The sequence below is a fragment of the Burkholderia sp. AU33423 genome, from assembly GCF_002223135.1.
Lineage (GTDB): Bacteria > Pseudomonadota > Gammaproteobacteria > Burkholderiales > Burkholderiaceae > Burkholderia > Burkholderia lata_D.
This window is the reverse complement of the sequence record NZ_NKFH01000004.1, coordinates 1305909-1330825: the sequence shown is the minus strand read 5'-3', so window position 1 is coordinate 1330825 and position 24917 is coordinate 1305909. Positions and strand designations below refer to the sequence as shown.

General features: G+C 66.0%; 18 protein-coding genes. 2 read left to right on the top strand and 16 right to left on the bottom strand.

What is annotated here, in order from left to right:
* Positions 1–42: 42 nt before the first annotated feature.
* The 9 genes from CFB50_RS08930 to CFB50_RS08895 form a co-directional block, all read right to left on the bottom strand.
* On the bottom strand, positions 43–1359 hold the full coding sequence (locus tag CFB50_RS08930; RefSeq protein ID WP_256978834.1) for a calcium-binding protein: 1317 nt from the start codon (positions 1357–1359) through the stop codon (positions 43–45).
* A 109-nt stretch (positions 1360–1468) separates the two neighbouring features.
* Positions 1469–2500, bottom strand: a complete 1032-nt coding sequence (locus CFB50_RS08925; RefSeq protein ID WP_089445592.1) for a fimbrial protein — start codon at positions 2498–2500, stop codon at positions 1469–1471.
* Positions 2497–3243, bottom strand: coding sequence for a fimbrial biogenesis chaperone (locus CFB50_RS08920; protein WP_089446074.1), 747 nt, complete (start codon positions 3241–3243; stop codon positions 2497–2499). Before CFB50_RS08920 ends, CFB50_RS08925 begins: the two co-directional genes overlap by 4 nt.
* 16 nt (positions 3244–3259) lie before the next feature.
* Entirely contained in the window at positions 3260–5713 is a 2454-nt protein-coding gene (locus CFB50_RS08915; protein WP_089445591.1) for a fimbria/pilus outer membrane usher protein, read from the bottom strand.
* A gap of 118 nt (positions 5714–5831) precedes the next feature.
* The gene (locus tag CFB50_RS08910) at positions 5832–6344 is read right to left on the bottom strand and encodes a fimbrial protein (RefSeq protein WP_089445590.1); all 513 of its coding nucleotides are present in this window, start codon (positions 6342–6344) and stop codon (positions 5832–5834) included.
* 204 nt (positions 6345–6548) lie between these two features.
* The gene (locus CFB50_RS38635; protein ID WP_144020642.1) at positions 6549–6767 is read right to left on the bottom strand and encodes a hypothetical protein; all 219 of its coding nucleotides are present in this window, start codon (positions 6765–6767) and stop codon (positions 6549–6551) included.
* A 411-nt stretch (positions 6768–7178) separates the two neighbouring features.
* Complete coding sequence (locus CFB50_RS08905) at positions 7179–8636, bottom strand: efflux transporter outer membrane subunit (RefSeq protein WP_089445589.1); 1458 nt, start codon at positions 8634–8636, stop codon at positions 7179–7181.
* Entirely contained in the window at positions 8636–11773 is a 3138-nt protein-coding gene (locus CFB50_RS08900) for a multidrug efflux RND transporter permease subunit (protein ID WP_089445588.1), read from the bottom strand. Before CFB50_RS08900 ends, CFB50_RS08905 begins: the two co-directional genes overlap by 1 nt.
* A gap of 20 nt (positions 11774–11793) precedes the next feature.
* The gene (locus CFB50_RS08895) at positions 11794–12993 is read right to left on the bottom strand and encodes a MexX/AxyX family multidrug efflux RND transporter periplasmic adaptor subunit (RefSeq protein ID WP_089445587.1); all 1200 of its coding nucleotides are present in this window, start codon (positions 12991–12993) and stop codon (positions 11794–11796) included.
* A 150-nt stretch (positions 12994–13143) separates the two neighbouring features.
* Here CFB50_RS08895 and CFB50_RS08890 point away from each other — a divergent pair, with 150 nt between their 5' ends.
* Together CFB50_RS08890 and CFB50_RS08885 are read left to right on the top strand one after the other, a co-directional pair.
* Entirely contained in the window at positions 13144–13791 is a 648-nt protein-coding gene (locus CFB50_RS08890) for a TetR family transcriptional regulator (RefSeq protein WP_089445586.1), read from the top strand.
* A gap of 338 nt (positions 13792–14129) precedes the next feature.
* A complete protein-coding gene (locus CFB50_RS08885; protein WP_089445585.1) occupies positions 14130–15392 on the top strand; it encodes a M23 family metallopeptidase in 1263 nt (420 codons plus the stop codon).
* A 147-nt stretch (positions 15393–15539) separates the two neighbouring features.
* On the opposite strand, the gene CFB50_RS08880 is transcribed toward CFB50_RS08885, so the two are convergent.
* The 7 genes from CFB50_RS08880 to CFB50_RS08850 form a co-directional block, all read right to left on the bottom strand.
* On the bottom strand, positions 15540–16265 hold the full coding sequence (locus tag CFB50_RS08880) for an amino acid ABC transporter permease (protein ID WP_089445584.1): 726 nt from the start codon (positions 16263–16265) through the stop codon (positions 15540–15542).
* A gap of 2 nt (positions 16266–16267) precedes the next feature.
* Complete coding sequence (locus CFB50_RS08875) at positions 16268–16990, bottom strand: amino acid ABC transporter permease (RefSeq protein ID WP_089445583.1); 723 nt, start codon at positions 16988–16990, stop codon at positions 16268–16270.
* 94 nt (positions 16991–17084) lie between these two features.
* Positions 17085–17900, bottom strand: a complete 816-nt coding sequence (locus tag CFB50_RS08870; RefSeq protein ID WP_089445582.1) for an ABC transporter substrate-binding protein — start codon at positions 17898–17900, stop codon at positions 17085–17087.
* A gap of 199 nt (positions 17901–18099) precedes the next feature.
* Positions 18100–20022: a rhomboid family intramembrane serine protease gene (locus CFB50_RS08865; protein WP_089445581.1), complete on the bottom strand. Its 1923-nt coding sequence runs from the start codon at positions 20020–20022 to the stop codon at positions 18100–18102.
* Between the two features lie 372 nt (positions 20023–20394).
* Entirely contained in the window at positions 20395–21699 is a 1305-nt protein-coding gene (locus CFB50_RS08860; RefSeq protein WP_089445580.1) for an MFS family transporter, read from the bottom strand.
* Between the two features lie 233 nt (positions 21700–21932).
* Positions 21933–23615, bottom strand: coding sequence for a SpoVR family protein (locus CFB50_RS08855; protein ID WP_069247903.1), 1683 nt, complete (start codon positions 23613–23615; stop codon positions 21933–21935).
* On the bottom strand, positions 23612–24880 hold the full coding sequence (locus tag CFB50_RS08850) for a YeaH/YhbH family protein (RefSeq protein ID WP_069247902.1): 1269 nt from the start codon (positions 24878–24880) through the stop codon (positions 23612–23614). Before CFB50_RS08850 ends, CFB50_RS08855 begins: the two co-directional genes overlap by 4 nt.
* Positions 24881–24917 lie beyond the last annotated feature (37 nt).

Genomic DNA, 24917 nt, shown 5'->3' with positions numbered 1-24917 from the left:
GGCGCCTTGCTTCATCGCTTTACCTGCATGCGACCGTGATCGCTAGCGTGCGGCCGGTAGCAGCCGGCATTGCACCAGCCGCGCCGGGGTGACCGGCATGCGGCAGACGTCTCGCCGTATCGCGGCGTTCGGCTTTGCCGCCAGCATGCGTGACATCGTCTTCGGCTGCGACGCCCGTACCCGCGATGCGTCCGCACCCGGGCTCGCCGGCCGCAATGCACGCAGCGTCGCCGCATCGATGTGCACTTGCCAGAATTGCGGCCTCCCGTCGGGGTCGTCTTCGCGATAGCCCTGCCCCGTGATGGTCTGCCCGTCGGGGCTCATGCCGATCGCGCTGCTCAGATTCAGCGTGCCGACCGACAGGCCGGCCTCTTCGAGCAACGCAACGAGGCTGCGCATGCCGCTTTGCGGCGTCCAGACGAAGACACGCGTGCCATCTATCTGTCCGTTGCTCGATGCGCCGATTACAACCCGCCCGTCCGAGCTGATCGACGACGCGTAGCTACTGTTGTCGCCGTCGAGAAAACCGAGCCGCTGGATGGTGTCACCGCCGTTCGTCCACAGCACGGCCTCCGAGTCGACCCGTTGTCCATCCGGCGTGACCACCAGGGTGCCGAGCGAGCCGGCGATCGTCCGTTCGTCTTCGGTCACGCCATGGGCCAGATCCATTCTGGCCACGCCCGTGTTGATCGTCGGCAACAGTCGTTCGCCGAATCGTTCCGTCCACAGGAGTGCACGCGAGCCATACACGCCGTCGACATTGCCGGCGTACCCGGTTGCCGCATTCCCGGACGAGGTCATCGACAGGAGTTGCACGGCATAGTCGCCGCCCGGCGGCAACTCGCGGAAACCCCTCGGCTGGTCCCACATGAACCGTGCATTCCGGCCGCCTGTCGCCGTGAAGCTGCCAGTCATCCTCGTGCCGGCGAGGTTCGCAACTTCGACCGATGCGCCCCAGCCCGCCGTATCCGGAACGAGTTTCTGTGTGCGACCGTCGCCGGGCCATCGCACCGCCCATCGATCGAGGTTGCTGCTGTCCGCCTGGCGCGCGCTGATCGAACCGCCGATCACTCGGCCATCGGCCGACACCGTCTGCGCCAGCGAGTCGTAGGCGTTTGCCGGCGCAGCCAGCCTCTGCCAGCCCGTCGCAGCCGACCACGAGAAGGCCGTCGATCCACCGGGCTGCACGTCGCTCCAGTACGAGCCGATGATCGTCTTGCCGTCCGCACTGACGGCATGGCCGTTGTATCGCATATTGCGCGGCCCGCCCAGGTCGCCGATCACGGTCAACGAATACCCGCCAGCCGATACCGTCTGTGCGTGACCTTCACTCATAGCCGACATGGCCAGCACGGCCACGACGACACTGCGTCTCAGATGCATCTCCTTCTCCTCCGTCGGTTCGTCAATGAAATTCCGGTGCTGGTGGCGCCTTTTTACGACACGCGTCGCTCATACCGCGCAACGCTCAATACAGGAAAATCCGGATCGTGGCGGACGCATCGAACGGCCCTATCTTCGGTTGTCCGAACGACTTGAGCACCGCATCGAGCAACACGGTCTGATTCGCGACGTTGGCCGCAAACTGCGTGAGCGTGAACTGCTTGTTGAATTCGATCGGCTTGCCCTGGCTGTCTTCCATGCCGATGCCAAAGTTGCTCTTGCTTTCAGGCACTAGCAGGCCGTTCTGCACAGTGCCCTTCGTCGCTTCGAAGTAACCGTCGACGCGCACCGGAATGCTGCACTTCTTGGTCAGAGACAGCGAAAACCGCTTGCGCGGCACGGCCGGCAGGAACCCGTTGCCCGAGGCCTGCACCTGCCCGAAATTCACGATGCCCGGCTCGGGCGTGACCAGCACGTCGACCGTACATGGTGTGGGCTTGAGCTTTTGCAGCCCACTCAGCTTGTAACGGAAACTCCCTTTGCTGTTCAGCCCGTACCTGCCGTCGAACTGGAACACCGCGTAGATGTCCGACGGCGGTGTCACCCACGCTCCACGCTTGCGCACGACGACCTGGTACGCGATGCTGATGGGCCACTTCTTGCACAGCCCGGCCTCCACCTCCCAATCGCTCATGTTGCAGGCTTCCACGGTGCGGTGCGTGTCGATGCCGTCTCCCGGCTGGCTGCTGCGCCCGTAGTAGTCCTGGCCCTCGAAGCGAATCCCGACTTCCAGCCCCCACGCGACCGGATTCTGCTTCTCAGGGTTGGCGTAGAAGTAGATCTGCTCGTCGAAGTACTGCAGGTTCTTGGCGATGTCCTTGTAGCAATAGCCGGTGGTCGTGCGCGGCGGCGACACCCAGATCACGTAGCCGTCGGGTGCGTCGGTCGGATACGACGCCACGTTGCCGATCGACTCGGTCAGCGACATGCCGCCGCCGTTCGCGACACATTTCAACGCCCACGCCGGCTGCGCAAGCGCGACGAACAGCGCAAGCACACACCACCGAAGCCACTTGGGCATCCGCGTCGTCACTCCGCTTCGCGTGCCCCCGCTCATTTCTTCACGCTCTTGCAAGCACCGGCCTCACACGCATACTCCACCGCCACCTGGCCGCCGTAGTCGTCCACATGCGTGACGAACAGCGTCGACGGCGTCGCGGCCTTGAACGGCACGTCGGACGTGCTCATCGGGCTCACCATCACCGGCTCCAGCGGCACGGGCGTCTTCTGCGCCCCCGAAGCCAGGTTGACGATCGTGATGTGATACGGCGTCGGGTTGTCGAACACGAGCGCGTGCGCGGCCGAATCGACCCGCAACGTCATCGGCAGCGTCCAGTCCTCGTCGCGCGCCGGCTGCACGGCCTTCGGGCGATAGAACAGCTTCATCTGCGTATGCAGCGCGATCTGCAGCGTGTTCGGCGTATCCGTCTTCGGCGGCACTTCGCGGATGTTCAGGTAGAACACTGTTTCGCGATCGGCCGGCAGCTCGGTGCCCGGCAGCTTCGCGATCCGCAGCACGTTGCGCTCGTTCGCCTCGACGCGCTGCAGCGGCGGCACGACCATCAGCGGCGACGTGATCTTGTTGCCCTTCGCGTCCTCGAGCCACGACTGCACGAGATACGGGTACGTCGTGCTCTGGTTGGTGATCGTGACGATCGCGGCCTGTTCGCCTTCGTTGAAGATCACGCGCGTGCGATCGGGCACGATCGCCGCCTGCGCGGCGCCTGCGAACAGCGTGCCGGCGGTCGCGAGCACGCACCATGCGCGCCGCGAAAAGGAAAGGGAGAAGGAATTTTTCATCGCGGGATCCGTGAATTCATCGTTCGACCCGTGCGGCCGCTGCATGCGACTCGCCGGGCGTCTGGCACGTCACCGGAATCGGCGTGCCTTCGAGTTGGAGCTGGTTCGGCAGCGTATCGATCGTGCAGAGCGTGCGTTCGCCCGCACGCACCGCCAGCGTGGATTTCGGCTGAACCTGGGTCAGGAACGCCGCACCGCCCTCGCCGACGATGCCGAGTTCCTTGCCGTTCGCCACGTCCTGCACCGATGCGCCGAACGGCAGCGGCTTGCCGGCCGGGTCGGTCAGCGTCAGGTACAGGTTGCTGCCGCGCGCGGCGGAAAACTTCACAAAGCCGATCGCGCCGTCGGTCAGCACCATGCGCTGGATCGGGTTCGTCACCTGCACTTCGAGCGGCAACTTCTCGACGTTGACGGTCGCGTCGTACACGTTGTACGGCGAGATGCCGTCGAGCACCGCATAGCCGCGCGAATCGGTATGCGAGAGCGTGCCGGACAGCGGCACGTCGGGCACGCCGTCGGTCGACACCAGCAGGCGCGTGTCGCCCGAATTGCCGTTCGCATGCGCCGCCACGCCGTATTGCGTCGCGACGAACGAACCGTCGACTTCGAGCGATGCCGCCGCATACGCATTGGCCAGCGTCGACGCCTGTGCGGTCAGCTGATACGCGGACGAGCGCTGGCGGTAGCTCGCGTTCGCCGACGCACGCCCGTCGGTCGCGCCCGCGTTGACCTGGTAGGTCCGGCCATTCGGATCGTCGTAGATGTAGCCCGCGTTCACGCTCGTGCTGCCGCTGCCCGTCGTCAGGTTCGACGTGACGGTGTGGCGGCCGCCGATCGGCAACGTCGCGGTGACCGAGACCTGGTTGCCGCTTGCACCGGCGCTCTGCGTACGGAAAGCCGACACGCTCACGTTCAGGTTGCGCAGCGTGCCGATCGAGAACGCCCGCGTCAGCGTGAGGCCGACGCGCTGCTCGTTCGCACGTTCCCAGTAGGTCGTCTGGTCGTACGAGAAATAGGTCGATGTATCGCCGAAACGCTTCGACAGCGTGGCCGAGTAGCGCTGCTTGCTGTTGGCGAGGCCGTACGCGGTCGGGTCGCCCGAGAACTGCGCGAAGTTCGTGTATTCGCGCTCGGAGAAGCGATAACCGAAGAAGCGCACGTCGGCATCGAGCCCGTCGAAGTGCTTCGAATAGTTGATGCGGTACGAGTTGCCGTTGCGGGTCGCACCGTTCCACCACAGCTTCGCTCGCGCATGCGTGACGTCGGCCGACAGCGCGCCGAACGCGCCGAAATCGCGGCCCACGCCGAGCGCGATCGACGTATAGCCCGACGCGGCGATGAAGCCGCCGTACGCCGTGACGTCGAACGGCAGGCCGTAGGCGATTTCACCGAAGCCGAAGAACGGCGTGATGCCGGCGCCGCCGAACAGTCGCGGCTTGCCGACGGCGGCCTTGTAGCGCAACTGCCCGGCGCGGGCGAGGAACGGCACGGCGGCCGTCGTCACCTGGAAGCGCTGCACGCTGCCGTCCTCTTCCTCGACCGCGACGTCGAGCGTGCCCTGCACGCTCGTATTGATGTTCTGCAGCGCGAAGGCGCCCGGCGACACGCGCGTCACGTACAACACGCGGCCTGCCTGCGACACGGTCACGGTCGCGTTGGTGCGTGCGACGCCCGAAATCAGCGGCGCATAGCCGCGCAACGATGGCGGCAGCATGCGGTCGTCGCTGCGGATCGACGCGCCCGTCAGCGCGAACGTGTCGAAGATGTCCGAAGTGAGGTAGTCGTCGCCGAACGTCACCGTCGACTGGATCGACGGCAGCGCACGAAATGCATAAAGCCGGCTGAAGCGGAACGTGCGGTCCGCGTAGGCCGTATTGCCCACGTTCGATTGCGCCTGGTAGTCGCCGCGAAAGCGCCATGCATCCCAGTTCGCGCCAACCGTCCCGTAGGCCTGGATCGAGTTCGTCTGGCGGCCGCCCGTCCCGAAGTTGCGGTTCGTGTTCGCGATCACGCGATAGTCGAGCATCGCACCCGGAATCCCTTCGGACCACCGCGACGGCGGCAGGTAGGTCGAATCGGTGAACTCGAGCGCGGCCTGCGGAATCGTGATCTTGAGCCGCCCGTCGCTTTTGAGGTAGCGCACGGTCGCGCCCTCAATCGCGCCGAGGTCGACGCAGCGTCCGCCCTGGAAGCGCGGCAGGTCCTTCAGGAGCGACGGCTTCAGCCCGAACTGCGCGACGAGTTCCGGCGGCAGGCACGGCTTGCCCGCCCCCGAAGTGTCGACTGCGATGAATTCGATCGCCTGCAGCCCATAGAACAGGTCGTTGACCTGCACGTCGAGCATGTACTCGCCGGGCAGCGTGAAGTCCGCCTGCGAGAACTGCGACAGATCGACGTTGTTCGAGCCGTCGATGTTCAGGAACGACGAATTGAATTCCGTCGCATGGCTCTGGCTGCCGACAACCAGCACGGAGACGCAAAGGAAGGAATGTCTGATTCGCACGCGGTGCTACCGGAAGTCCAGGGAGGGAGAAAAGGAGGAAAAACGAACGAGGAAGGGTGCGCGCACCCTTCCCCGGTACGGCGGCTTACTGGTAGCGGACGGTGAAGTTCGCGACGCCCTCGGCGGTACCCGGCGTCACGCCGGCTGCGGTCGCTTCGTACATAGCCGCGAAGCGTGCGACGTTCGTGCCGTTCTGCAGCACGGTCGGTGCCTTCTGCTCGGCGCCGTTGTCGAGGTACTCGCCCGATGCTGCCTGCAGGCGGATGCCGACGTTGGTCGCCGAACCGATCGTCGCGAGCAGCTTCGGCTGGCCTGCGCTCGACGTGCCCGTGAACGTGAAGTACGCGTTCTGCGCGACGCTCGTGTCGCAGTCGGTCAGCTTGATGTCGAAGTTGGTCGGCGTGGACTTGTCGCCGGCCTGCTTGAACACGTTGGTCGGCACCTTGCCGAGGTTCACGGTCTGGTTGACCGAACCCGAATCGATGCCGCATGCGCCCGCGACGATCTCGCCCGTGAAGTTGATCGTGCCGGTGCCCGCTGCGAAGGCCGAGGTCGACAGGGCCGCGAGTGCGACAGCGGTCAGGAGGGATTTTTTCATGACGTTACCCGTAAGGAGTACAAATGGAGTAGATGACGTGGCGGACACAAACGGCAGCGTGTGGTGGCTCCCGTCCGTCACGAGGCCGCATTATCGAGATAATCGTGAAAGTTTTCTGTAAATCATTGTCAAATGCTTCTGACAATGTTCGATTTAGCCCTCTAAATCCACACTATTTCGCGTCGATTTCCAATCCCGTGATTTTTATCCGCAGTCCTTTTTTATTCGACGGAAGCAATTGAAGATTAAAGATATTTTCGATAGATAGTCGCCACCACCCCGCTCTTCCTTGCTGGCATTGGCTCCGGGAAAGTCATCCGCGAAAAGGACAAAACATTGTCCAGAGCCGCCATCGTTGTCCGGCGGCAACGCCGATATCAAATCATTTTCAACAAACAGGAAATTAAAGATCGATTCAATCAATATAATTTTTTCGCGCAAACGATTGCGCAATGGGTACAAACGTTTTACTGCGACACTTTGCCGCCCTCATTATTTCCAATATATGATTAATTCGATCGTCAATTCCGGATCGTAAATCGCACGCATGAGCGGTCGCCGGAACTCGACATCCGGACCGCATCGCATGGGAGAAGGAAGGAGAAATGTCCCGCACACGTTTGCGCGGAATGGCGACACGAGCGGTCGCAAGACGAGGGCTGCTCCGGAACGCACACGTGCGGTTGCGACACGATGAAAAGCGTCCTGACCGGCCTGTCAGTGGGGAAAGATATCGCTGGAGCTGCGGTGCGGATCGAAGGAAGCGGCGGCAGCACGCCGATGCGTACCGCCGCCGTCATGCCGCCCACGCGTCGTCGCGTCAGGCGACAGGCATTACGCGGATGCCGCAGCCTCCGCCGACGCCGGCGACCAGCCGCCGCCGAGCGCACGGTACAGCGTGATCGCATTCGCGAGCCTGAGCTGCTTGAGCCGGATCAGCTCCTGCCCCGACTCGTACGTGCTGCGCTGCGCGTCGAGCAGTTCGAGATACGTCGCGACACCGCCCGCGTAGCGGCGCTCGGCGAGCTTCAACCGTGCACCGTCGGCCGCATACACGTCCTGCTGTGCGGCAAGCTGGCGATCGATCCAGTCGCGCGCGGCGAATGCGTCGGCCACTTCGCGGAACGCGGTCTGTACCGTCTTCTCGTAATCGGCAACCGCGATGTGCTTGCGCGCGTTCGCGACGTCGAGGTTCGCGCGATTGCGTCCGCCCGCGAAGATCGGCAGCGTGAGGCGCGGCGCGAACGTCCACACGTTCGTGCCGCCGCTGAACAGGCTCGAGAACGCATCGCTGACCGAGCCATAGTCGCTCGTCAGCGTGATGCGCGGGAAGAACGCCGCGCGCGCGGCGCCGATCTGCGCGTTGGCGGCCTTGAGGCGTGCCTCTGCCTGCCGGATGTCCGGCCGCCGTTCGAGCAGCGCACTCGGTGCACCGGGCGCCACCGGCGCGATCGACAGTGCGTCGAGCGCAGTCGTGTCATCCGGCACGTTGCGCGCGAAGTCGCCCGCGAGCAACTGCAGCGCCCGCACGGACTGCGCATGCTCGCGCTGCAGCGCGGCTTGCGATGCACGCGCGGATGCCACCAGCATCTCGGCCGAACGCAGCTCGATCGCGTCGCTCGTGCCGGCCGCATAACGGCGCTGCGTGAGCGCGGCCATGCGTTGGCGCGCATCCAGCGTGCGCTGCGCCAGCGCGAGCTGCTCGTGCAGCGAGCGCTCCGATACGTACGCGCCCGCCACGTCGGCGATCACGCCGATGCGTACCGTGCGTTGCGCGTTCGCCGTCGCGAAATATTCGGCGAGCGCCGCATCGGACAGGCTGCGCACGCGGCCGAACAGGTCGAGCTCGTACGCGCTGAGGCCGACGCCCGCGCGATACAGCCCGCTGATCGCGCTTTCGCGCACGACCGGGTCGTACTGGCGCGTACGGTCATAGCCCAGATTCGCATCGACCGACGGCATCTGATCCGCGCGCTGCACACCATACAGCGCGCGCGCTTCCTCGAGACGGCCGGCCGCGACCCGCAGGTCGCGGTTGTTCGCGAGCGCCGCGTCGATCCACGCCTGCAGCGCGGCATCGGTAAAGTAGGCGCGCCAGTCGTCGAGCAGCGCGGTGTCGGCGGGCGACACCTCGGCCGCCGGTGCGGCACTGCCGTCGACCGGCGCATAGGTCGCCGGCACCGGCGCCGCCGGCCGCTCGTTACGCGGCGCGAGCGTGCAGCCGGCCAGCGCGAGCGCGGCGGCCAGCGCAACCTGGGCCCGCAGCACGGCGCGTGCATTCAGCGCAAACATTATCGAGAACCCTCCATCGTCGCCGGCTGTGCCGCGCCGCGCCGGCGCGGGCCGACGTCGAACAGGCGGCCGACGATCACGAAAAACAGCGGGACGAGGAACACCGCGAGCACGGTCGCCGTGATCACGCCGCCCAGCACGCCGGTGCCGATCGCCATCTGCGCGCCGGACGCGGCGCCCGACGCGAACGCGAGCGGCAGCACGCCGACGCCGAACGCGAGCGACGTCATCACGATCGGCCGCAGCCGCAGGCGCGCGGCCTCGAGCGCCGCGTCGACGAGCGACATGCGCTGCGCGACCAAATCCTTCGCGACTTCGACGATCAGGATCGCGTTCTTCGCGGACAACCCGATCGTCGCGATCAGCCCCACCTTGAAGTAGATGTCGTTCGGCATCATCCGCAGCGTGACGCCGAGCACCGCACCGATCACGCCGAGCGGCACGACCAGCATCACCGCGAACGGAATCGACCAGCTCTCGTAGAGCGCCGCGAGCGCGAGGAACACGACGAGCACCGACAGCGCGAACAGCATCGGCGCCTGCGCACCCGACAGCCGCTCCTCGAACGACTGCCCCGACCACGCGAAGCCGGTGCCGGCCGGCAGCTTCCCGGCGAGCCGCTCGATCGCGGCCATCGCCTCGCCGCTGCTGTGGCCTGCCGCGGCCGAGCCGTTGATCGTGAACGACGGAAAGCCGTTGTAGCGCGTGAGCTGCGGCGGCCCGAGCGTCCAGTGCAGCGTCGTGAACGCCGCGAGCGGCACCATCTCGCCATGCGTGTTGCGCACGCGCAGCTTCTTCACGTCGTCCGGATCGAGCCGGTGCAGCCCGTCGGCCTGCACGACCACGCGCCGCACCTGCGTGCCGTGCATGAAGTCGCCGATATAGTCGGAGCCGAACATCACCGCGAGCGTCGTGTTGATCTCGTCCATCGACACGCCGAGCGCGGACGCCTTCGCGCGATCGATATCGAGCTTCAGCTGCGGCGCGTCCTGCGTACCGGCGAACATCAGGTCGGTCAGCGCCGGATCCTTGCGGCCCGTCTCCAGCAACTGCTCGCGCGCGGCGCTGAACGTCGCGTAGTCGAGCCCGCCGCGGTTCTGCAGCCGGAAGTCGAAGCCGCTCGACGAGCCGAGATCGGGCAGCGCCGGCGAGTTCATCGCGAATACCGTCGTGTTCGGCGTGCTCGCGAAGCGCTCGTTGATGCGCGCGACGATCGCCTGCACGTGCGCGTCTTCGTTCTTGCGTTCCTTCCAGTTCTTCAGCGTGACGAAGATCATCCCGCCGTTCGGCCCTTCGCCGTACAGGTTGAAGCCGCCGAGCGCATACGTGAACGCGGTCGGCTCGTCGCGGCGGATGGTCGACTCGACTTCCCGCACGCTCTGCATCGTTTCCGCGAGCGGCGTGCCTTGCGGCCGGATCACCATCACCATGAAGTTGCCCTGATCCTCGTCCGGCAGGAACGCGGTCGGCAGCTGCGTGAGCATCAGCACCGCGGCGCCGGTCAGCGCGCCGTACACGACGAGCCAGCGCACCGGCTTCTTCAGCATCTTGCCGACGCGCGTGGCATAGCGCTGCGTCGAGCTCGCGACCAGGCGGTTAAACCAGCCGAAGAAGCCGCGCTTCTCGTGATGGTCGCCCGACACGGGCTTGAGCAGCGTCGCGCACAGCGCGGGCGTCAGCGACAGTGCAAGGAAGGCCGAGAAGCCGATCGACACCGCGAGCGACAGCGCGAACTGCCGGTAGATGTTGCCCACCGCGCCGCCGAAGAACGCCATCGGCAGGAACACCGACGTCAGCACCACGGTGATCCCGATGATCGCGCCGCTGATCTGCTTCATCGCCTTGACGGTCGCGTCATAGGGCCCGAGCCCCTCCTCGACCATCAGCCGCTCGACGTTCTCGACCACGACGATCGCGTCGTCGACGAGGATGCCGATCGCGAGCACCATCCCGAACATCGTCAGCACGTTGATCGAGAAACCGGCCGCATACATCACGCCGAACGTGCCCGCGAGCGCGACCGGCACGACGAGCGTCGGGATCAGCGTCGCACGCAGGTTCTGCATGAACAGGAACATCACGAGAAACACGAGCACGCCGGCCTCGATCAGCGTCGTGACGACCTTGTTCATCGACACGCGCACGAACGACGACGTCTCGTACGGGATCTGGTACTTCACGCCCGGCGGGAAATACGCGGACAGCTCGTCCATCGTCGCGCGCACGCGCTTCTCGGTCGAGACCGCGTTCGAGCCCGGCGCAAGCTTGATGCCCATCCCGGTCGCGACCTTGCCGTTCACGTACGACGGATAGTTGTAGTCGTTGCCGCCGAACTCGACGCGTGCGACGTCGCGCAGATACAGCGCGGAGCCGTCGGCCTGCGTGCGCAGCGCGATCGCGCCGAAATCGGCCGGCGTCTTCAGCGGCGCATCGGCGAACACGGTCGCCGCGATCGGCGCGCTGGCCGGCACCGCGGCGCGGCCGATATCGCCGATCGTCACGCGCGCGTTGTGCGCACGTACCGCCGACGCGATATCCGACGCGGTGAGACCGTGCCCGGCCATCTTCACCGGGTCGGGCCAGATCCGCATCGCATACTCGGCGCCCCAGAACTGCACGCGGCCGACGCCCTCGACGCGACGCAGCGCCTGCACGACGTTCGCCGACGCATATTCGCCGAGCTGCACGTCGGTCATCCGCCCGTCGTCGGACGTCAGCGAGACCACGAGCTGGATGTTGTCGGCGGCCTTCTCGACCTGGATGCCGTCGCGTCGCACCGGCTCGGGCAGCCGCGCCTCGACCGTCTTCAGCCGGTTCTGCACTTCGACGGCCGCGAGATCGGCGTTCACGCCCTGCTTGAACGTCAGGTACAGCGACGCCGCCCCAGCACTGCTGGTGGCCGACGTATACATCAGCCCCGGCGCGCCGTTCATTTCGCGCTCGATCAGCGCGGTCACCGATTCCTCGACGACCTGCGCGGACGCGCCCGGGTACGTCGCATAGATGCTGACGACGGGCGGCGCGATGTCCGGGTACTGCGCAACGGGTAGCGCGCGGATCGCGAATGCGCCGCCCAGCATGATGAAAATTGCGATCACCCACGCGAAGACGGGGCGATCGATGAAGAAACGTGCCATGGTGGTGTGGTGTTGACCAGTCAGGTTTGACGGGCGGCCGCCTGCGAAGCGGCCGCTGCCGGCGCTGCCTTCGACGGCGGCTCCTTCTCGACGGGCTTGACGGCCGTGTCGGGCGCGAACTGCGCAGCGTTGTCGACGATCACGCGCTCGCCGCCCGCGAGGCCGCGCGTGATGCGCCAGTCATGGCCGCTCATCTGGTCGGCCGTGACCTCGACGTCCTTGACCTTGCCGTTCGTGCCGACGACCCGCACCGACGAGCGGTCGGCCGTGCGCAGCAGCGCATCGCGCGGCACGAGGATCGCCCGCTGGTCGACCGCCGTGTCGAGCGCGATCCGCACATACGCGCCCGGCAGCAGCTCGCGCTCCGGATTCGGGAACAGCGCGCGCATCGCGACGGTGTCGGTGGTCGGATCGACCGCGAGATCGCTGAACAGCAGCTTGCCCTTCAGCGGATACGCCGTGCCGTCGGCGCGCAGCAGCGTCACCGCGATGTCGTGCTGCGCGATGCCCGTCGCCCGCCCGCTCTTCACCGCGCGGCGCAGCGCGTCGACGTCGGCGGCCGGCTGCGAGAAGTTTACGTAGATCGGATCGAGCTGCTCGACGGTCGTGAGCGGCGTCGCCTGGTCCTGGCCGACGAGCGCGCCTTCGGTCACGAGCGCGCGCCGGGCGCGGCCCGCGATCGGCGCGGTGACGGTCGCATAGTCGAGCTGCAACTGCGCGCGCGCGAGTTCCGCCTTCGCGGAAGCGACGTCGGCCTTCGCCTGCGTGTCGGCCGCGACGGCCTCGGTGTGGTCGCGTTCGCTCACCGCGCGGTCGCGCACGAGATCGTCGTAACGGCGGCGCTTGTCGCTCGCCGCGAGCGCGGCGGCCTGCGCCTTCGCGAGCGCACCCTGCGCGGCGTCGCGCGCGGCCTTCAGCGGCGCGGGATCGATGCGGAACAGCACCGCGCCCTGCTTCACTTCCTGGCCTTCCTCGTAGGTGCGTGCGGTCACGATGCCCGCGACCCGCGCACGCACTTCCGCCTGCCGGTACGCGTCGAGCCGGCCCGGCAATTCGACGGTCATCGCCACGGCCGTCGGGCGCACCGTCACGACCGTCGCCTGTTTCGCGGCCTCCGGCGCGGCGTCCTTGTCGCCCTTTCCACATCCGGCCAGGGCCAGCACGGCCGCCAGCGCGAACGGCGCCAGTCGGTGGCGCAACAGGGAGCGATTGTTATTCATATGTGACCTCGGATCGTTCGCCACCGATAAAATGCGACGGCTCAGGGTGGCCGATTATAATCAGTCACGACTGATTAAATACACACCGTTTCAATCTGACCGCCACACTGTCTCAATAAAACGACAGCGAATTGTAAGGAATTTCAGGACATGGCCCGCAAGACCCGCGAAGAATCGCTCGCCATCAAGCACCGGATCCTCGACGCCGCCGAGCTCGTGCTGCTCGAGAAAGGCGTGGCACAAACCGCGATGGCGGACCTCGCCGAGGCCGCCGGGATGTCGCGGGGCGCCGTCTACGGCCATTACCGCAACAAGATGGAAGTGTGTCTCGCGATGTGCGACCGCGCGTTCGCGCGCACGTCGGAAGGCTTCGACGCGGGCGAAGGGCTACCCCCGCTCGCCACGCTGCGGCGCGCCGCGTCGCACTATCTGCAGGAATGCGGCGAGCCGGGCCCGATGCAGCGCGTGCTCGTGATCCTCTATACGAAGTGCGAGCAGAGCGAGGAAAACGGCGCGCTGCAGCGGCGCCGCATGCTGCTCGAACTGCAGATGCTGCGGATCACGAAGGCGCTGCTGCGCCGCGCGATCGCGGCCGGCGAAGTCGCCGCCGATCTCGACGTGCACCTGGCCGCCGTCTATCTCGTCTCGCTGCTCGAAGGCGTGTTCGCGTCGATGATCTGGACCAACCGGCTGCGCGGCAACCTGTGGAACGACGCCGAGGCCATGCTCGACGCCGGCTTCGACACCGTGCGCACGTCCGCCGCGCTGTGCATCCACGCGCACAAATTGCCGGACTGACGCAATTTGTCGTAATAAATGCTGATTTAACCCGATTTACCGCACTGCGAAACGAATGAGCTGACCCCCTTTAAAATTTTTAACGTTTTGCGGAACATCGGTAGACTGACGCTGTCATCTTTCTTTAGCGTCTTCGTGATAACCGGGTACGACCCGGTCTGCACGCCGCCGTTCGAAGCGGGCCCGCCCCGCGCGTTGGGTCGAACGGAAACGACACAGGCCCCTGGCGGGGCCTGTTTTGTTGCACGCCCGCCGCCCGCCCCGTCGCTGTCCGACGGATGTGCCGCCGGTGGACCCTGCCCACACCCCTTTGAACCGCTTTCCTGGATGTGGACACCTTGGTCAAGTCTGCCGCTACCCCTGATGCTTTCGCGCCCGGCCGCGCGCAGCGCATTGCGCGCGCCCTCGTGCCGGCCGCCGTGCTCGGCGCCCTCGCCGCACTCGGCCTCGCCGCGCTGCCGGCCGTGTCGCAACTGCCGGGCGCCGTCGATTCGGGCACGGCTGCGCTGCCGCAGCGCGTGCTGTCCGACACGCCGTTTCCCACCGCGCAGCATTTCGTGACCAGCGAGCTCGCCCGCACGATCGGCGAGCGCAACGATGCCGGCGAACGCAACGACCGCAGCCAGCAGCCGGGGCTGTTCGCGCCGCTCAGCGCGCACCGCAACGACATGCTCGGCTACGCGAGCCTGTTCCAGTTCGCGGCCCCCGAAAACCAGCACGGGATGCGCGCGGGCGACATCGAGCTCACGCTGTCCGATACGCTGAACCGTCTCGACGTGCCGCCCGAGGTGCGCATCCAGCTCGGCGATCTCGTCAGCGGCAAGGTCGCGATGCGGGCGAGCGCGCAGCGCGGCGACTACTACCGCGTCGCGTTCGATACGAACGACGGCACGCCGCGCCTCACCGCGCTCGAACTGCGCATTGCCGGCCGCACGTTCGGCGCGATCTGGTTCCGCGCGCCGGGCGCCGAGCACGGCGCGTACTACGCGCTCGACGGCTCGCCGCTCGAGGCCGCCGCCTTCACGATGCCGGTCAAGTGGACGCGCATCAGCTCGTTCTTCGGCGAGCGCATTCACCCGCTGTCGCAGGCGATGGCGTTCCACACGGGTGTCGATCTCGCCGCGCCGAGCGGCACGCCCGTCGATGCGGCGGCCGACGGCGTCGTATCGTTCGTCGGCACCGATCCGGGCGGCTACGGCCGCTACGTGATCGTCGATCATGCGGATGGCTATTCGACCTACTACGCGCATCTGTCCGCGTACGCTCGCGGGCTGAAGGTCGGCGAAACCGTGAAGCAGGGGCAACGCATCGGCTCGGTCGGGATGACGGGCGCCGCGACGGGCCCGCACCTGCACTTCGAGGTGCGCGTCGCGAACGATCCGGTCGATCCGCTCGTCACGCTCGCGAGCGCGCAGACGGCGCTGTCCGACATGCAGCTCACCGCCTTCCGCCAGGAAGCGGCGCAATGGCGCTTCCGTCTCGCCTCGATCAATACGGCGCCGTTCGCGTTCGCGCAGAACGACGGGCCGCTGTGGGGCGATTTCGCGACCGATTCATCGACGCTGCGCGCCGTCTTCAATACGCATTACTCGGCGTCGTGATGCACGTGCCGCCCGCCGTCGCTCGATGAGCAGCGGCGCGCGCGGCCGGCCCTCTACCGTCGTGGTCCGTGCTGCCCGGCGTGCTGTCCGCGCCACACTTTCATCGATACAGCCTCGTCGGCCATTCGAAACGGCCGCGGCATGCCGTCACCGCGCGGGTTCCGTATACTCGGCCGCCGCGTGCGCGGCGCGTTCCGCGCCCGGGCGGCGCGACAGCAACAAGCGCGCCGCGCCGTCGAGCGACGTGCACAGCACCAGATAGATCAGCGCGACGAACAGGAAGATCGGTGCCGGATACACCATCAGCCGGTTGTTCACCTGCGTCGCGACGAACGACAGCTCCGGCACGCCAACGATATACGCGAGCGACGTGTCCTTCACGAGCGCGACCCACTGGTTGACGAACGACGGCGTCATGATCCGGATCGCCTGCGGCAGCAACACGTAGCGCACCGTCTGCCAGCGCGTGAGCCCGAGCGACAGCCCGGCCTGCCATTGCCCGTCGCCGGCCGCAACGATGCCCGCATGCACCGCGTGCGCGAGATACGCGCCGCCGATCAGCGCGAGCGCGCACACGACCGTCGCGAGCCCCGGCACGTCCATGTGCAGCAGCATGGGCATCAGGAAGTAGGTCCAGAAAATCAGCATCAGCACGGGAATCGCGCGGAAGAAGCCGATGAACGCGAGCAACAGCACGCGCACGGGGCCACGCGCGAGCGCCATCGCAACGCCGAGCGCGATGCCGAGCACGGCCGAGGCGACGGCCGACGCGATCGCGAGCAGCAGCGACAGCGCGGCGCCGCCGAGCGGCCCGTCCGGAAAGGCGCCGACGAGCAGGTACGGCAGATTGGCGAGCAGCAGCGAAAAATCCATCGTCAGCGCCCCGCTCCCAGCCGGTCGCGCCATTGCGTGGCGGCATACGCGCCCGCTTCGATCGCGGCCACCGCCGCGACGTACAGCACGGTCGCCACGCCGAAGGCGGCGAACGTCTTGAACGTCTCGGTCTCGACCTGCCGCGATGCATACGACAGCTCGGCCACGCCGATCGCCATCGCGAGCGACGAGTTCTTCACGAGATTCATGTATTGGCCGAACAGCGGCGGCAACGCGATGCGCACCGCCTGCGGCAGCACCACGTAACGCAGCGACTGCATCGGCGTGAGGCCGAGTGCGGCCGCCGCATCGTGCTGTGCGCGCCGCACGCCGCGCAGGCCGGCTTCGCACTCCTCGGCGACGAACGCGGCCGTATAGGCACTCAGCCCGACCCAGCCCGCGACGAATTCGAACGACGGCCACGCAAGCGTGAACGGGCCGATGCTCAACGCATGACGCGCGTTCAGCCACGCGATCCATGTATCGGGCAGCAGCGACGCGACACCGAAATACCAGAACAGCAACTGCACGAGCAGCGGCGTGTTGCGGAACGTGACGACGTACGCGGCCGCCACCGCGCGCGGCGCCGTGCCGCGCGCATGCCGCATGACCGCGAGCAGCAGCCCGCCGGCGGTCGCGACGACGGCCGACGCGGCCGCAAGGCCGAGCGTCAGCAGGAAGCCCTGCCAGAGCCAGGACAAATATTTGGGAGCCAACCCGAGCATGCTGTGTTGCGGGCGCGAAGCGCGCGATCGGAAGAAAACGAAAAGCGCCGCGCGGCCGAGGGTCCGGCCGGTCGCGGCGCGCGTGCGATGCGGATCAGGTCTTGTCGCCGATCCGGAAGATGCGCGTGAGCGGCGTCTTCGTCGTCGGCCCGAACCAGGCGTCGTAGATCTGCGCGGCGCGGCCGTTCGCCTCGAGCCCCTTCAGCGTGTCGTTGACGAAGCCGAGCAGGCGCGTCTCGCCCTTCGGCACGCCGACGCCCATGTAGTCGTTCGAGATCGTGAACGCCGGGATCTCGTAGTTCTGCTTGTCGGGCACGTTCGCGAGCAGTCCGATGAGCTTCGGGCCGTCCTGCGTGATCGCCTGCACGTTGCCGGCGCGCAGCGCGGCGAACGCGAACGGCGTGTCGTCATACGCGACGATCGTCGCCTTCGGGAATTTCTCGCGCAGCGTGATCTCGTTGGTCGTGCCCTTGTCGGCGCCGACGCGCAGCGCGTTCAGCTGGTCGGCCGATTTCAGCACGCCCTTCTTCGCGAGAAACTGCTGGCCCGACGAGAAATACGGAATGCTGAAGTCGACCTGCTTCGCGCGCTCGTCGGTGATCGTGAAATTCGCGAGCACGAGATCGACCTTGCCGGACGTCAGGAACGGAATGCGGTTCGCGGGGTTGGTCGGCTGGAGCTGCAGCTTTACGCCGAGCTTGTCGGCGAGCGCCTTCGCATAGTCGACGTCGAGGCCGACGATGTGATTGCTCTTGCCGTCGACATAGCCGAACGGCGGGTTGCTGTCGAACGTTGCGACGCGCAGCACACCGGCCTTCTTGATGTCGTCGAGACGATCCGCATGCGCGACGGCGCCGGCGGTGATGAGCGCAGCTCCGACGAGCCACGTAGCGAGCGTGTGGAATTTCATGAGCACGACCTGATTTGTTATGAAGGCCGCCGCGGATCGCGCGGCGGCCCGGTTCGAAGAACATCGCGACGGATGTGTATCGTCGCGAAGCCGCTAACGTATCAGCGCGTGCGGCGAATCCGAACCAACAAATGGTGCTTTGCTCAGCGGGTTTCGTGATGAGGGGCGGCATGTGCCCCGCACGCACCTGCGCGTGAGGTCATTCGCTGCCGCCGTCTTCGGCGCCGTCCGCGGACGCGGCACACAGGAACTCGCCATCACCGCCGTCCTGCAGGTAGTCGAGCGAGCGGTCCATGCTCAGGAACGACAGCGTGCCCGATGCGCCCAGCGCGAACAGCGTCCGGTGATCCGGCGCGAAGATCACCTGCGACACGCCGCCCGCAACCGGAAATTCGCCCACGGTGCGGCGCGTAGCGGTCTTGATCACGCGCATCGGCTTGTCGTCATAGCCCGCCACCACGATCAGCGAACCATCGCCGCTGCCGTCGAAGCTGTGCATCGACGTCTGGCAGACCGGATAACGGTCGCGTATGGCAAGGCTCGCCCCATCGCTCCACTGAATCGACGACGCGTTATCAACCCAGAGACCCGCGCCCTTCGCGGCCGGCTGCGCCTGGATGAAATCCGAATCGACCGGATAGGTCTGCACCGGCGCGTTCGTCGCCGTATCGAATGCAACGATCGCGCTCTTCTGCATCGCATATGCATACAGCCGGCGGCCATCGGGCGACAGCCACATCGACAGCGCGCGGCCGAACTCGACGCCCGAGGCGTCATGCTCGCCGAGCGGCAGCGTCGCGATGACCTGCGGCCAGTGCGCGAGACTGACGACGGAAATCGTGTCGTCGAGGCTGTTCAGCACGTACAACCTGTCGTTCGACGCGGATGCGACGATCGCGCGCGGGAACCGTCCGAGCGTCACGCCGTCGACGATCGCGCCGCTGTTCAGGTCGATGCGCACGAGGCCGTTCTCGCGCATCGACGCGACATACGCATAGCGTTCGTCGGGGCTCACGTACAGGCCGCTCGCGCCGCGGCCGCGGCACATGTTGCCCGGGCAGCCGTCGAGTCCCGTCGCGAACGGCCCGCCTTCGATCGTGCGAACGACTGCATGCTGCTCGACGTCGACGACGACGAGCGTGTTCCGGTCGATGTCGGTCACGTACAGGCGCTTGCCCGATGCGCCCAGCACCATCGCGTACGGCCACTTGCCGACCGGCACGACGGTGCCTGCCGCCTGCTCGGCCGACACGGGCGTCGGGCGGTGCTGCTCGTCGTAGCGAATCTGCTCGGCAATCGCGGCCGCCTGCTGTTTCGCCTGCCGCTGCGCGGCGTCGCGCGCGATCTCGCGATGTGTCGCGACGCGCCAGCCTTGCAGTTCCTCGCTGCCCGCCCGCTGCGCGGCGAACAACATCGCCGCGCTGCCGAGCACCGCGAGTACGAGCGGCACGGCGACACGCATCGAGCGCCCGGCCCCGTACATCAGCCAACCGGCGACGAACCCGGTGATCACGCCGCCGAGATGCGCGGCCTGGTCGATGCCGGAGATGAAAAAGCCCGACGCCAGGTTGATCGCGATCACCTGACCGACCGCACCGAGATTGATCGCAACCGGCGCATCGCGGCCGCCGTCGCTCCTGCGTCGCAGCGCGAATGCCGCGGCCGCGCCGGCCAGTCCCATCAGCGCGCCCGACGCGCCGACACTCACGACCGGCCGGATCCCGCTTGACTCCAGCACGACACCGAACGCGAAACTGGTGCTGCCGACTTCGTGATAGCCATGCCACAGCGCGCTCAGCAGCGAGCCGCCGAGCGCGGACAACAGGTACGCGACGCCGAACCGGAGCGTTCCGCCGGTGCGTTCGAGCACCGTGCCGAGCACGATCAGCATGTACATGTTCAGCAAAAGATGCGTCCAGCCGCCGTGTAGAAACGCGCTTGTCAGCAGCCGCCACGGCTGCCCCGTGAGCGTATACGGCGCGAAGTTCGCGCCCCAGTCGAGCAGCAGCGGGTTCGACAGCTCGCCATACGATGCCTGTCGCCATATCAGCACGAAAACGGCGGTATTGACGACGGCCAGCAGAATCGTCAGCCACGGCCAGGAAGCTTGTTGTTCTCTCATCGGGATCTTGGTATGGGTTGTCGCGCGTGAGCAGCGCGAGCGCCATTATATTTCGCGTCCCGCAAGAAACGAGCGTGAGACGGAGCCGGTCGGCGAGCCCGGGATAAAAAGACGCCCGCTGCAAGCAGCGGGCGCGAATCCCAGTCAAGGAGGTGTCACACGAACTACGGATTCAGAATAAGGGGATCGCCTGCCCCGGACAACGAAGCGATTCCGATATCGATATCGCCGGCACCGGGATGACCTTCCGAGCCGCCGAGCCACCGCCGCACGCCCCAAAGAAAACGGCGCCCCGCCATGATGGCGGGACGCCGCTGACTGCCTGTCGCAGCGGGCAACCGCGGCCGCAAGGCCGGGCTGCGCCGCACGCGATCACGGCTCGTGACGCAGATACCCTTCCTTGCTCGGATCGCGCATCCGCCACGACACGATCAGCGAGATCGCGCACAGCACGGTCACGTACCAGTAGAAGGTTTCCTCGCTGCCGATCGACTTGAACCACAGCGCGACGTACTCGGCGGAACCGCCGAAGATCGCGTTCGCGACCGCGTACGACAGGCCGACGCCCATCGCGCGCACTTCCGGCGGGAACATCTCGGCCTTGATCAGGCCGCTGATCGACGTGTAGAAGCTGACGATCGCGAGCGCGACGGTAATCAGCACGAATGCGGCCACCGGGCTCGTCACGTCCTTCAGCGCATGCATCAGCGGCACCGTGCCGATCACCGCGAACGAACCGAACAGGATCATCGACGTGCGGCGGCCGATCTTGTCGGACAGCGCGCCGAACACCGGCTGCATCAGCATGTAGACGAGCAGCGCGACGGTCATCACGTTGCTGGCCGTCTTCGCATGCATGCCGGCCGTGTTCACGAGGTACTTCTGCATGTACGTCGTGAACGTGTAGAAGATCAGCGAGCCGCCGGCCGTGAAGCCGACCACCGTGAAGAACGCGCCCTTGTGCTGCCACACGCCGCGGATCGTGCCCGCGTCTTTCTTGTCGCGCGATGCCGTCGTCGACGTTTCGTCGAGCGACTTGCGCAGGTACAGCGAGATCAGCGCGGCCGCCGCGCCGACCACGAACGGAATGCGCCAGCCCCACGCCTTCAGTTCGCCGGCCGACAGCGTCTGCTGCAGGATCACGAGCACGAGCAGCGCGCACAGCTGGCCGCCGATCAGCGTCACGTATTGGAACGACGCGAAGAAGCCGCGGCGGCCCTTCAGCGCCACCTCGCTCATGTAGGTCGCGCTCGTGCCGTATTCGCCGCCCACCGACAGCCCCTGGAACAGCCGCGCGACCAGCAGCAGCGCCGGCGCGAGCGCGCCGATCTGCGCATAGGTCGGCAGCACCGCGATCACGAGCGAGCCGCCGCACATCATCAGCACCGAGATCATCATCGCGTTGCGGCGGCCGTGGCGGTCGGCGATGCGGCCGAACAGCCAGCCGCCGATCGGACGCATCAGGAAGCCGGCCGCGAACACACCGGCCGTGTTCAGCAGCTGCGTCGTCGTGTTGCCGCTCGGGAAGAACGCCGGCGCGAAGTACAGCGCACAGAACGAGTAGATGTAGAAGTCGAACCACTCGACGAGGTTGCCCGACGAGGCGCCGACGATGGCGAATACGCGCCGCCGGGTGTCATGCGCGGACAGCGCAGCTTGGTCGGTCTGGACGTCCATGGATTGGTCAGTTCCTTTTAGTGCTTTCTGGGCGAGACGGCCGGGGGCCGCCGCGTGCGATCGTACGTGGCACCGGTTCCGGCGCACGGCGCTACGGGATTTTAGCGAAATGTAAAGTAACGGGCTCTCCGGGTTCGTCCGGATGTAGAAGATTTTTCTCCCGCCACGCGTTCGTCATATGAAAACGCCAGCCGCAAGGCTGGCGTCCGATGCAAACTTTCTGCTTGCGATGTTCAGATCCTCACCTCCGGCGGCACGTAGCGGCACTCGTAGCGCTTGCGCACGGTGCCGGCCTCGTCGACGCTTTCCAGGAACACGTCGAACTGCCAGAGCCGCGCCATGTGCTTGAGCACCTCGTCGCTGTCGTTCGACAGGTGGCGGTTGTCGGTCATGAAGTGGCGCAGCGTGAGGCTGCGGTCGCCGCGCGTGTTCACCGCCCACACCTGGATGTTCGGCTCGCGGTGATGGATGTCGTATTGCCGCGACAGCGCCTGCCGCACGTACTGGTAACCCGAATCGTCGTGGATTGCCGACACCTCGAGCGAATCGCGCATGTCGTCGTCAAGCACCGAGAACAGCCGCATGTCGCGGATCAGGCTCGGCGACAGGTACTGCGCGATGAAGCTCTCGTCCTTGAAGTTGCGCATCGCATAGTGCATCGCCGGCAGCCACGGGGTGCCCGCGATCTCCGGAAACCACTTGTAGTCTTCTTCCGTCGGCGCTTCGCAGATCCGCCGGATGTCGCTCATCATCGAGAAGCCGAGCGCATACGGGTTGATCCCGCTGTAGTACGGCTTCGTGACGGGCGGCTGGTAGACCACGTTGCTGTGCGAGTGCAGGAACTCCATCATGAAGCTGTCTTCCAGCTTCCCCTGGTTGTACAGCGTATTCAGCAGCGTGTAGTGCCAGAACGTCGCCCAGCCTTCGTTCATCACCTGCGTCTGCCGCTGCGGGTAGAAATACTGGCCGATCTTGCGCACGATGCGGATCACTTCCCGCTCCCACGGCTCGAGCAGCGGCGCATTCTTCTCCGCGAAATACAGCAGGTTCTCCTGCGGCTCGGGCGGATAGCGTTCTTCCTGTTCCTCCATCAGCTCGGGCTTCTTGCCCGGCAGCGTGCGCCACAGTTCGTTCACCTGCGACTGCAGGTACGCCTCGCGCTCGCGCCGCAGCGCGGCTTCTTTCGACAGCGAAGGCTTCTGCGGCCGCTTGTAGCGGTCGACGCCGTAGTTCATCAGCGCATGGCACGAATCGAGCAGTTCCTCAACGCGATCGAGGCCGTAGCGCTCCTCGCATTCCGCGACGTAGTTCTTCGCGTACACGAGATAGTCGATGATCGCGTGTGCGTCGGTCCACAGCCGGAACAGGTAGTTGCCCTTGAAGAACGAGTTGTGCCCGTACGCCGCGTGCGCGATGACGAGCGCCTGCATCGTCATCGTGTTCTCTTCCATCAGGTACGCGATGCACGGGTTCGAGTTGATGACGATTTCGTACGCGAGCCCCATCTGGCCGCGACGGTAGCTCTTCTCGGTCGACAGGAAATGCTTGCCGAACGACCAGTGACGGTAGTTGACGGGCATCCCGACCGACGCATACGCGTCCATCATCTGCTCGGCGCTGATCAGTTCGAGCTGGATCGGGTAGATGTCGAGCTCGTATTGTTCGGCGACCTGCGAGATGTGGGTGTCGTATTCCTCGAGGAGTTCGAACGTCCAGTCGGACGGGCACGGCAGCGGCTTGCGTTCGGCAACGTTCATACGCGCTTCCTTTTGCCCTGGGCCGGGCAAGTCGGCGGCCGGCGGCGGCGGTGGTTCGGCCTGCCCGCGTTGCTGCGGTGCGGCAGGGCCGGCCGTGTCGTCGCCGGAAGGGCGCGGCGCATAGCCGCGCGACTCGTTGTGCAGATGGCGGGTCGTCATGACATTTCCACCTGCTTTTCGAACAATTCGCGAAACACCGGGTAAATATCGGCAGCCGATTCGACTTTTTTCATCGCGAGATGCGGCTGAGACAAGGCCAGTTGCGCGTATTCCAGCCACAGGTTCTGCTCTTCCGGCGCGACCTGGATATACGCGAAGTAACGCGTCTTCGTGAGGATATCCTCTTCCAGGATTTTGCGACACTTGGGCGAATCGTCGGTCCAGTTGTCGCCGTCGGACGCCTGCGCGCCGTAGATGTTCCACTCAGTCGGCGAGTAGCGCTCGTTCATCACCTTGCGCATCAGCTCGAGCGCGCTCGACACCACCGTGCCGCCGCTCTCGGTCGAATGGAAGAAGGTGTCCTCGTCGACTTCCTCGGCTCGCGTGTGGTGACGGATGAACACGACCTCGATGCGCTCGTAGTTCCGCTTGAGGAACAGGTAAAGCAGGATGAAGAAGCGCTTCGACAGATCCTTGCGCTGCTCGTCCATCGAGCCCGACACGTCCATCAGGCAGAACATCACGGCCTGGCTCGACGGTTGCGGCTGCTTCACGCGGTTGATGTAGCGCAGATCGAACGGATCGATGAACGGAATCCGCCAGATGCGCCCCTTCAGGTGATGGATCTCGGCCTCGAGCACCGCGATCTCCGCGCGCCGGTCTTCCGGATCGGTCTTCATCGCCTCGAGCTGCGCTTCGAGTTCGCGCAGCTCGTTGACGAGCGGCGAGCCGAGCGCGATGCGGCGACCGAGCGCGCTGCGCAGCGAACGCACGACGTCGATGTTGTTCGGCGTGCCTTCCGCCGACCAGCCCGCGCGCACGTTCTTCCAGCTCGGCACCGTCAGCAGGTGCGTCTTCACGAGGCGCGGGAGCTCGAGATCGTCGAAGAAGTACTGCATGAACTCGTCACGCGACAACTCGAACACGAAGTCGTCCTGCCCTTCGCCCTCGTTGCTCGCCTGACTGCCCCCGCCGCCCGAGCCACCCTGCGGACGCGGGATCTTGTCGCCGCGCACGTAGTCCTCGTTGCCGGGGTGCACGTATTCACGACGCCCGCCAGGCGCGTGCCGAAAATTCGGCTCCGCGATGTCCTTGCGCGGGATCGTGATGCTCTGCGTGCTCTGGATATCCTTGATGCTACGGTCGCGCACCGCGTCGGACACGGCACGACGAATGTAGTTCTTGACGCGACGCAAAAAGCGTTCGCGGTTGGCGATACTCTTGTTCTTGCCGGCCAGCCTGCGGTCGATGATTTGATGAAGCACTCCCGGTCTCCCGCTCGAAAATCGATACGCCGGGACG

Excerpts from the sequence above, each read along its gene's own strand:
- CFB50_RS08905 (WP_089445589.1), bottom strand. The coding sequence starts at position 8,636 with ATGTTTGCGCTGAATGCACGCGCCGTGCTGCGGGCCCAGGTTGCGCTG.
- CFB50_RS08865 (WP_089445581.1), bottom strand. The coding sequence starts at position 20,022 with ATGAGAGAACAACAAGCTTCCTGGCCGTGGCTGACGATTCTGCTGGCC.
- CFB50_RS08880 (WP_089445584.1), bottom strand. The coding sequence starts at position 16,265 with ATGGATTTTTCGCTGCTGCTCGCCAATCTGCCGTACCTGCTCGTCGGC.
- CFB50_RS08875 (WP_089445583.1), bottom strand. The coding sequence starts at position 16,990 with ATGCTCGGGTTGGCTCCCAAATATTTGTCCTGGCTCTGGCAGGGCTTC.
- CFB50_RS08910 (WP_089445590.1), bottom strand. The coding sequence starts at position 6,344 with ATGAAAAAATCCCTCCTGACCGCTGTCGCACTCGCGGCCCTGTCGACC.
- CFB50_RS08925 (WP_089445592.1), bottom strand. The coding sequence starts at position 2,500 with ATGAGCGGGGGCACGCGAAGCGGAGTGACGACGCGGATGCCCAAGTGG.
- CFB50_RS08920 (WP_089446074.1), bottom strand. The coding sequence starts at position 3,243 with ATGAAAAATTCCTTCTCCCTTTCCTTTTCGCGGCGCGCATGGTGCGTG.
- CFB50_RS08870 (WP_089445582.1), bottom strand. The coding sequence starts at position 17,900 with ATGAAATTCCACACGCTCGCTACGTGGCTCGTCGGAGCTGCGCTCATC.
- CFB50_RS08895 (WP_089445587.1), bottom strand. The coding sequence starts at position 12,993 with ATGAATAACAATCGCTCCCTGTTGCGCCACCGACTGGCGCCGTTCGCG.
- CFB50_RS08900 (WP_089445588.1), bottom strand. The coding sequence starts at position 11,773 with ATGGCACGTTTCTTCATCGATCGCCCCGTCTTCGCGTGGGTGATCGCA.
- CFB50_RS08860 (WP_089445580.1), bottom strand. The coding sequence starts at position 21,699 with ATGGACGTCCAGACCGACCAAGCTGCGCTGTCCGCGCATGACACCCGG.
- CFB50_RS08890 (WP_089445586.1), top strand. The coding sequence starts at position 13,144 with ATGGCCCGCAAGACCCGCGAAGAATCGCTCGCCATCAAGCACCGGATC.
- CFB50_RS08855 (WP_069247903.1), bottom strand. The coding sequence starts at position 23,615 with ATGACGACCCGCCATCTGCACAACGAGTCGCGCGGCTATGCGCCGCGC.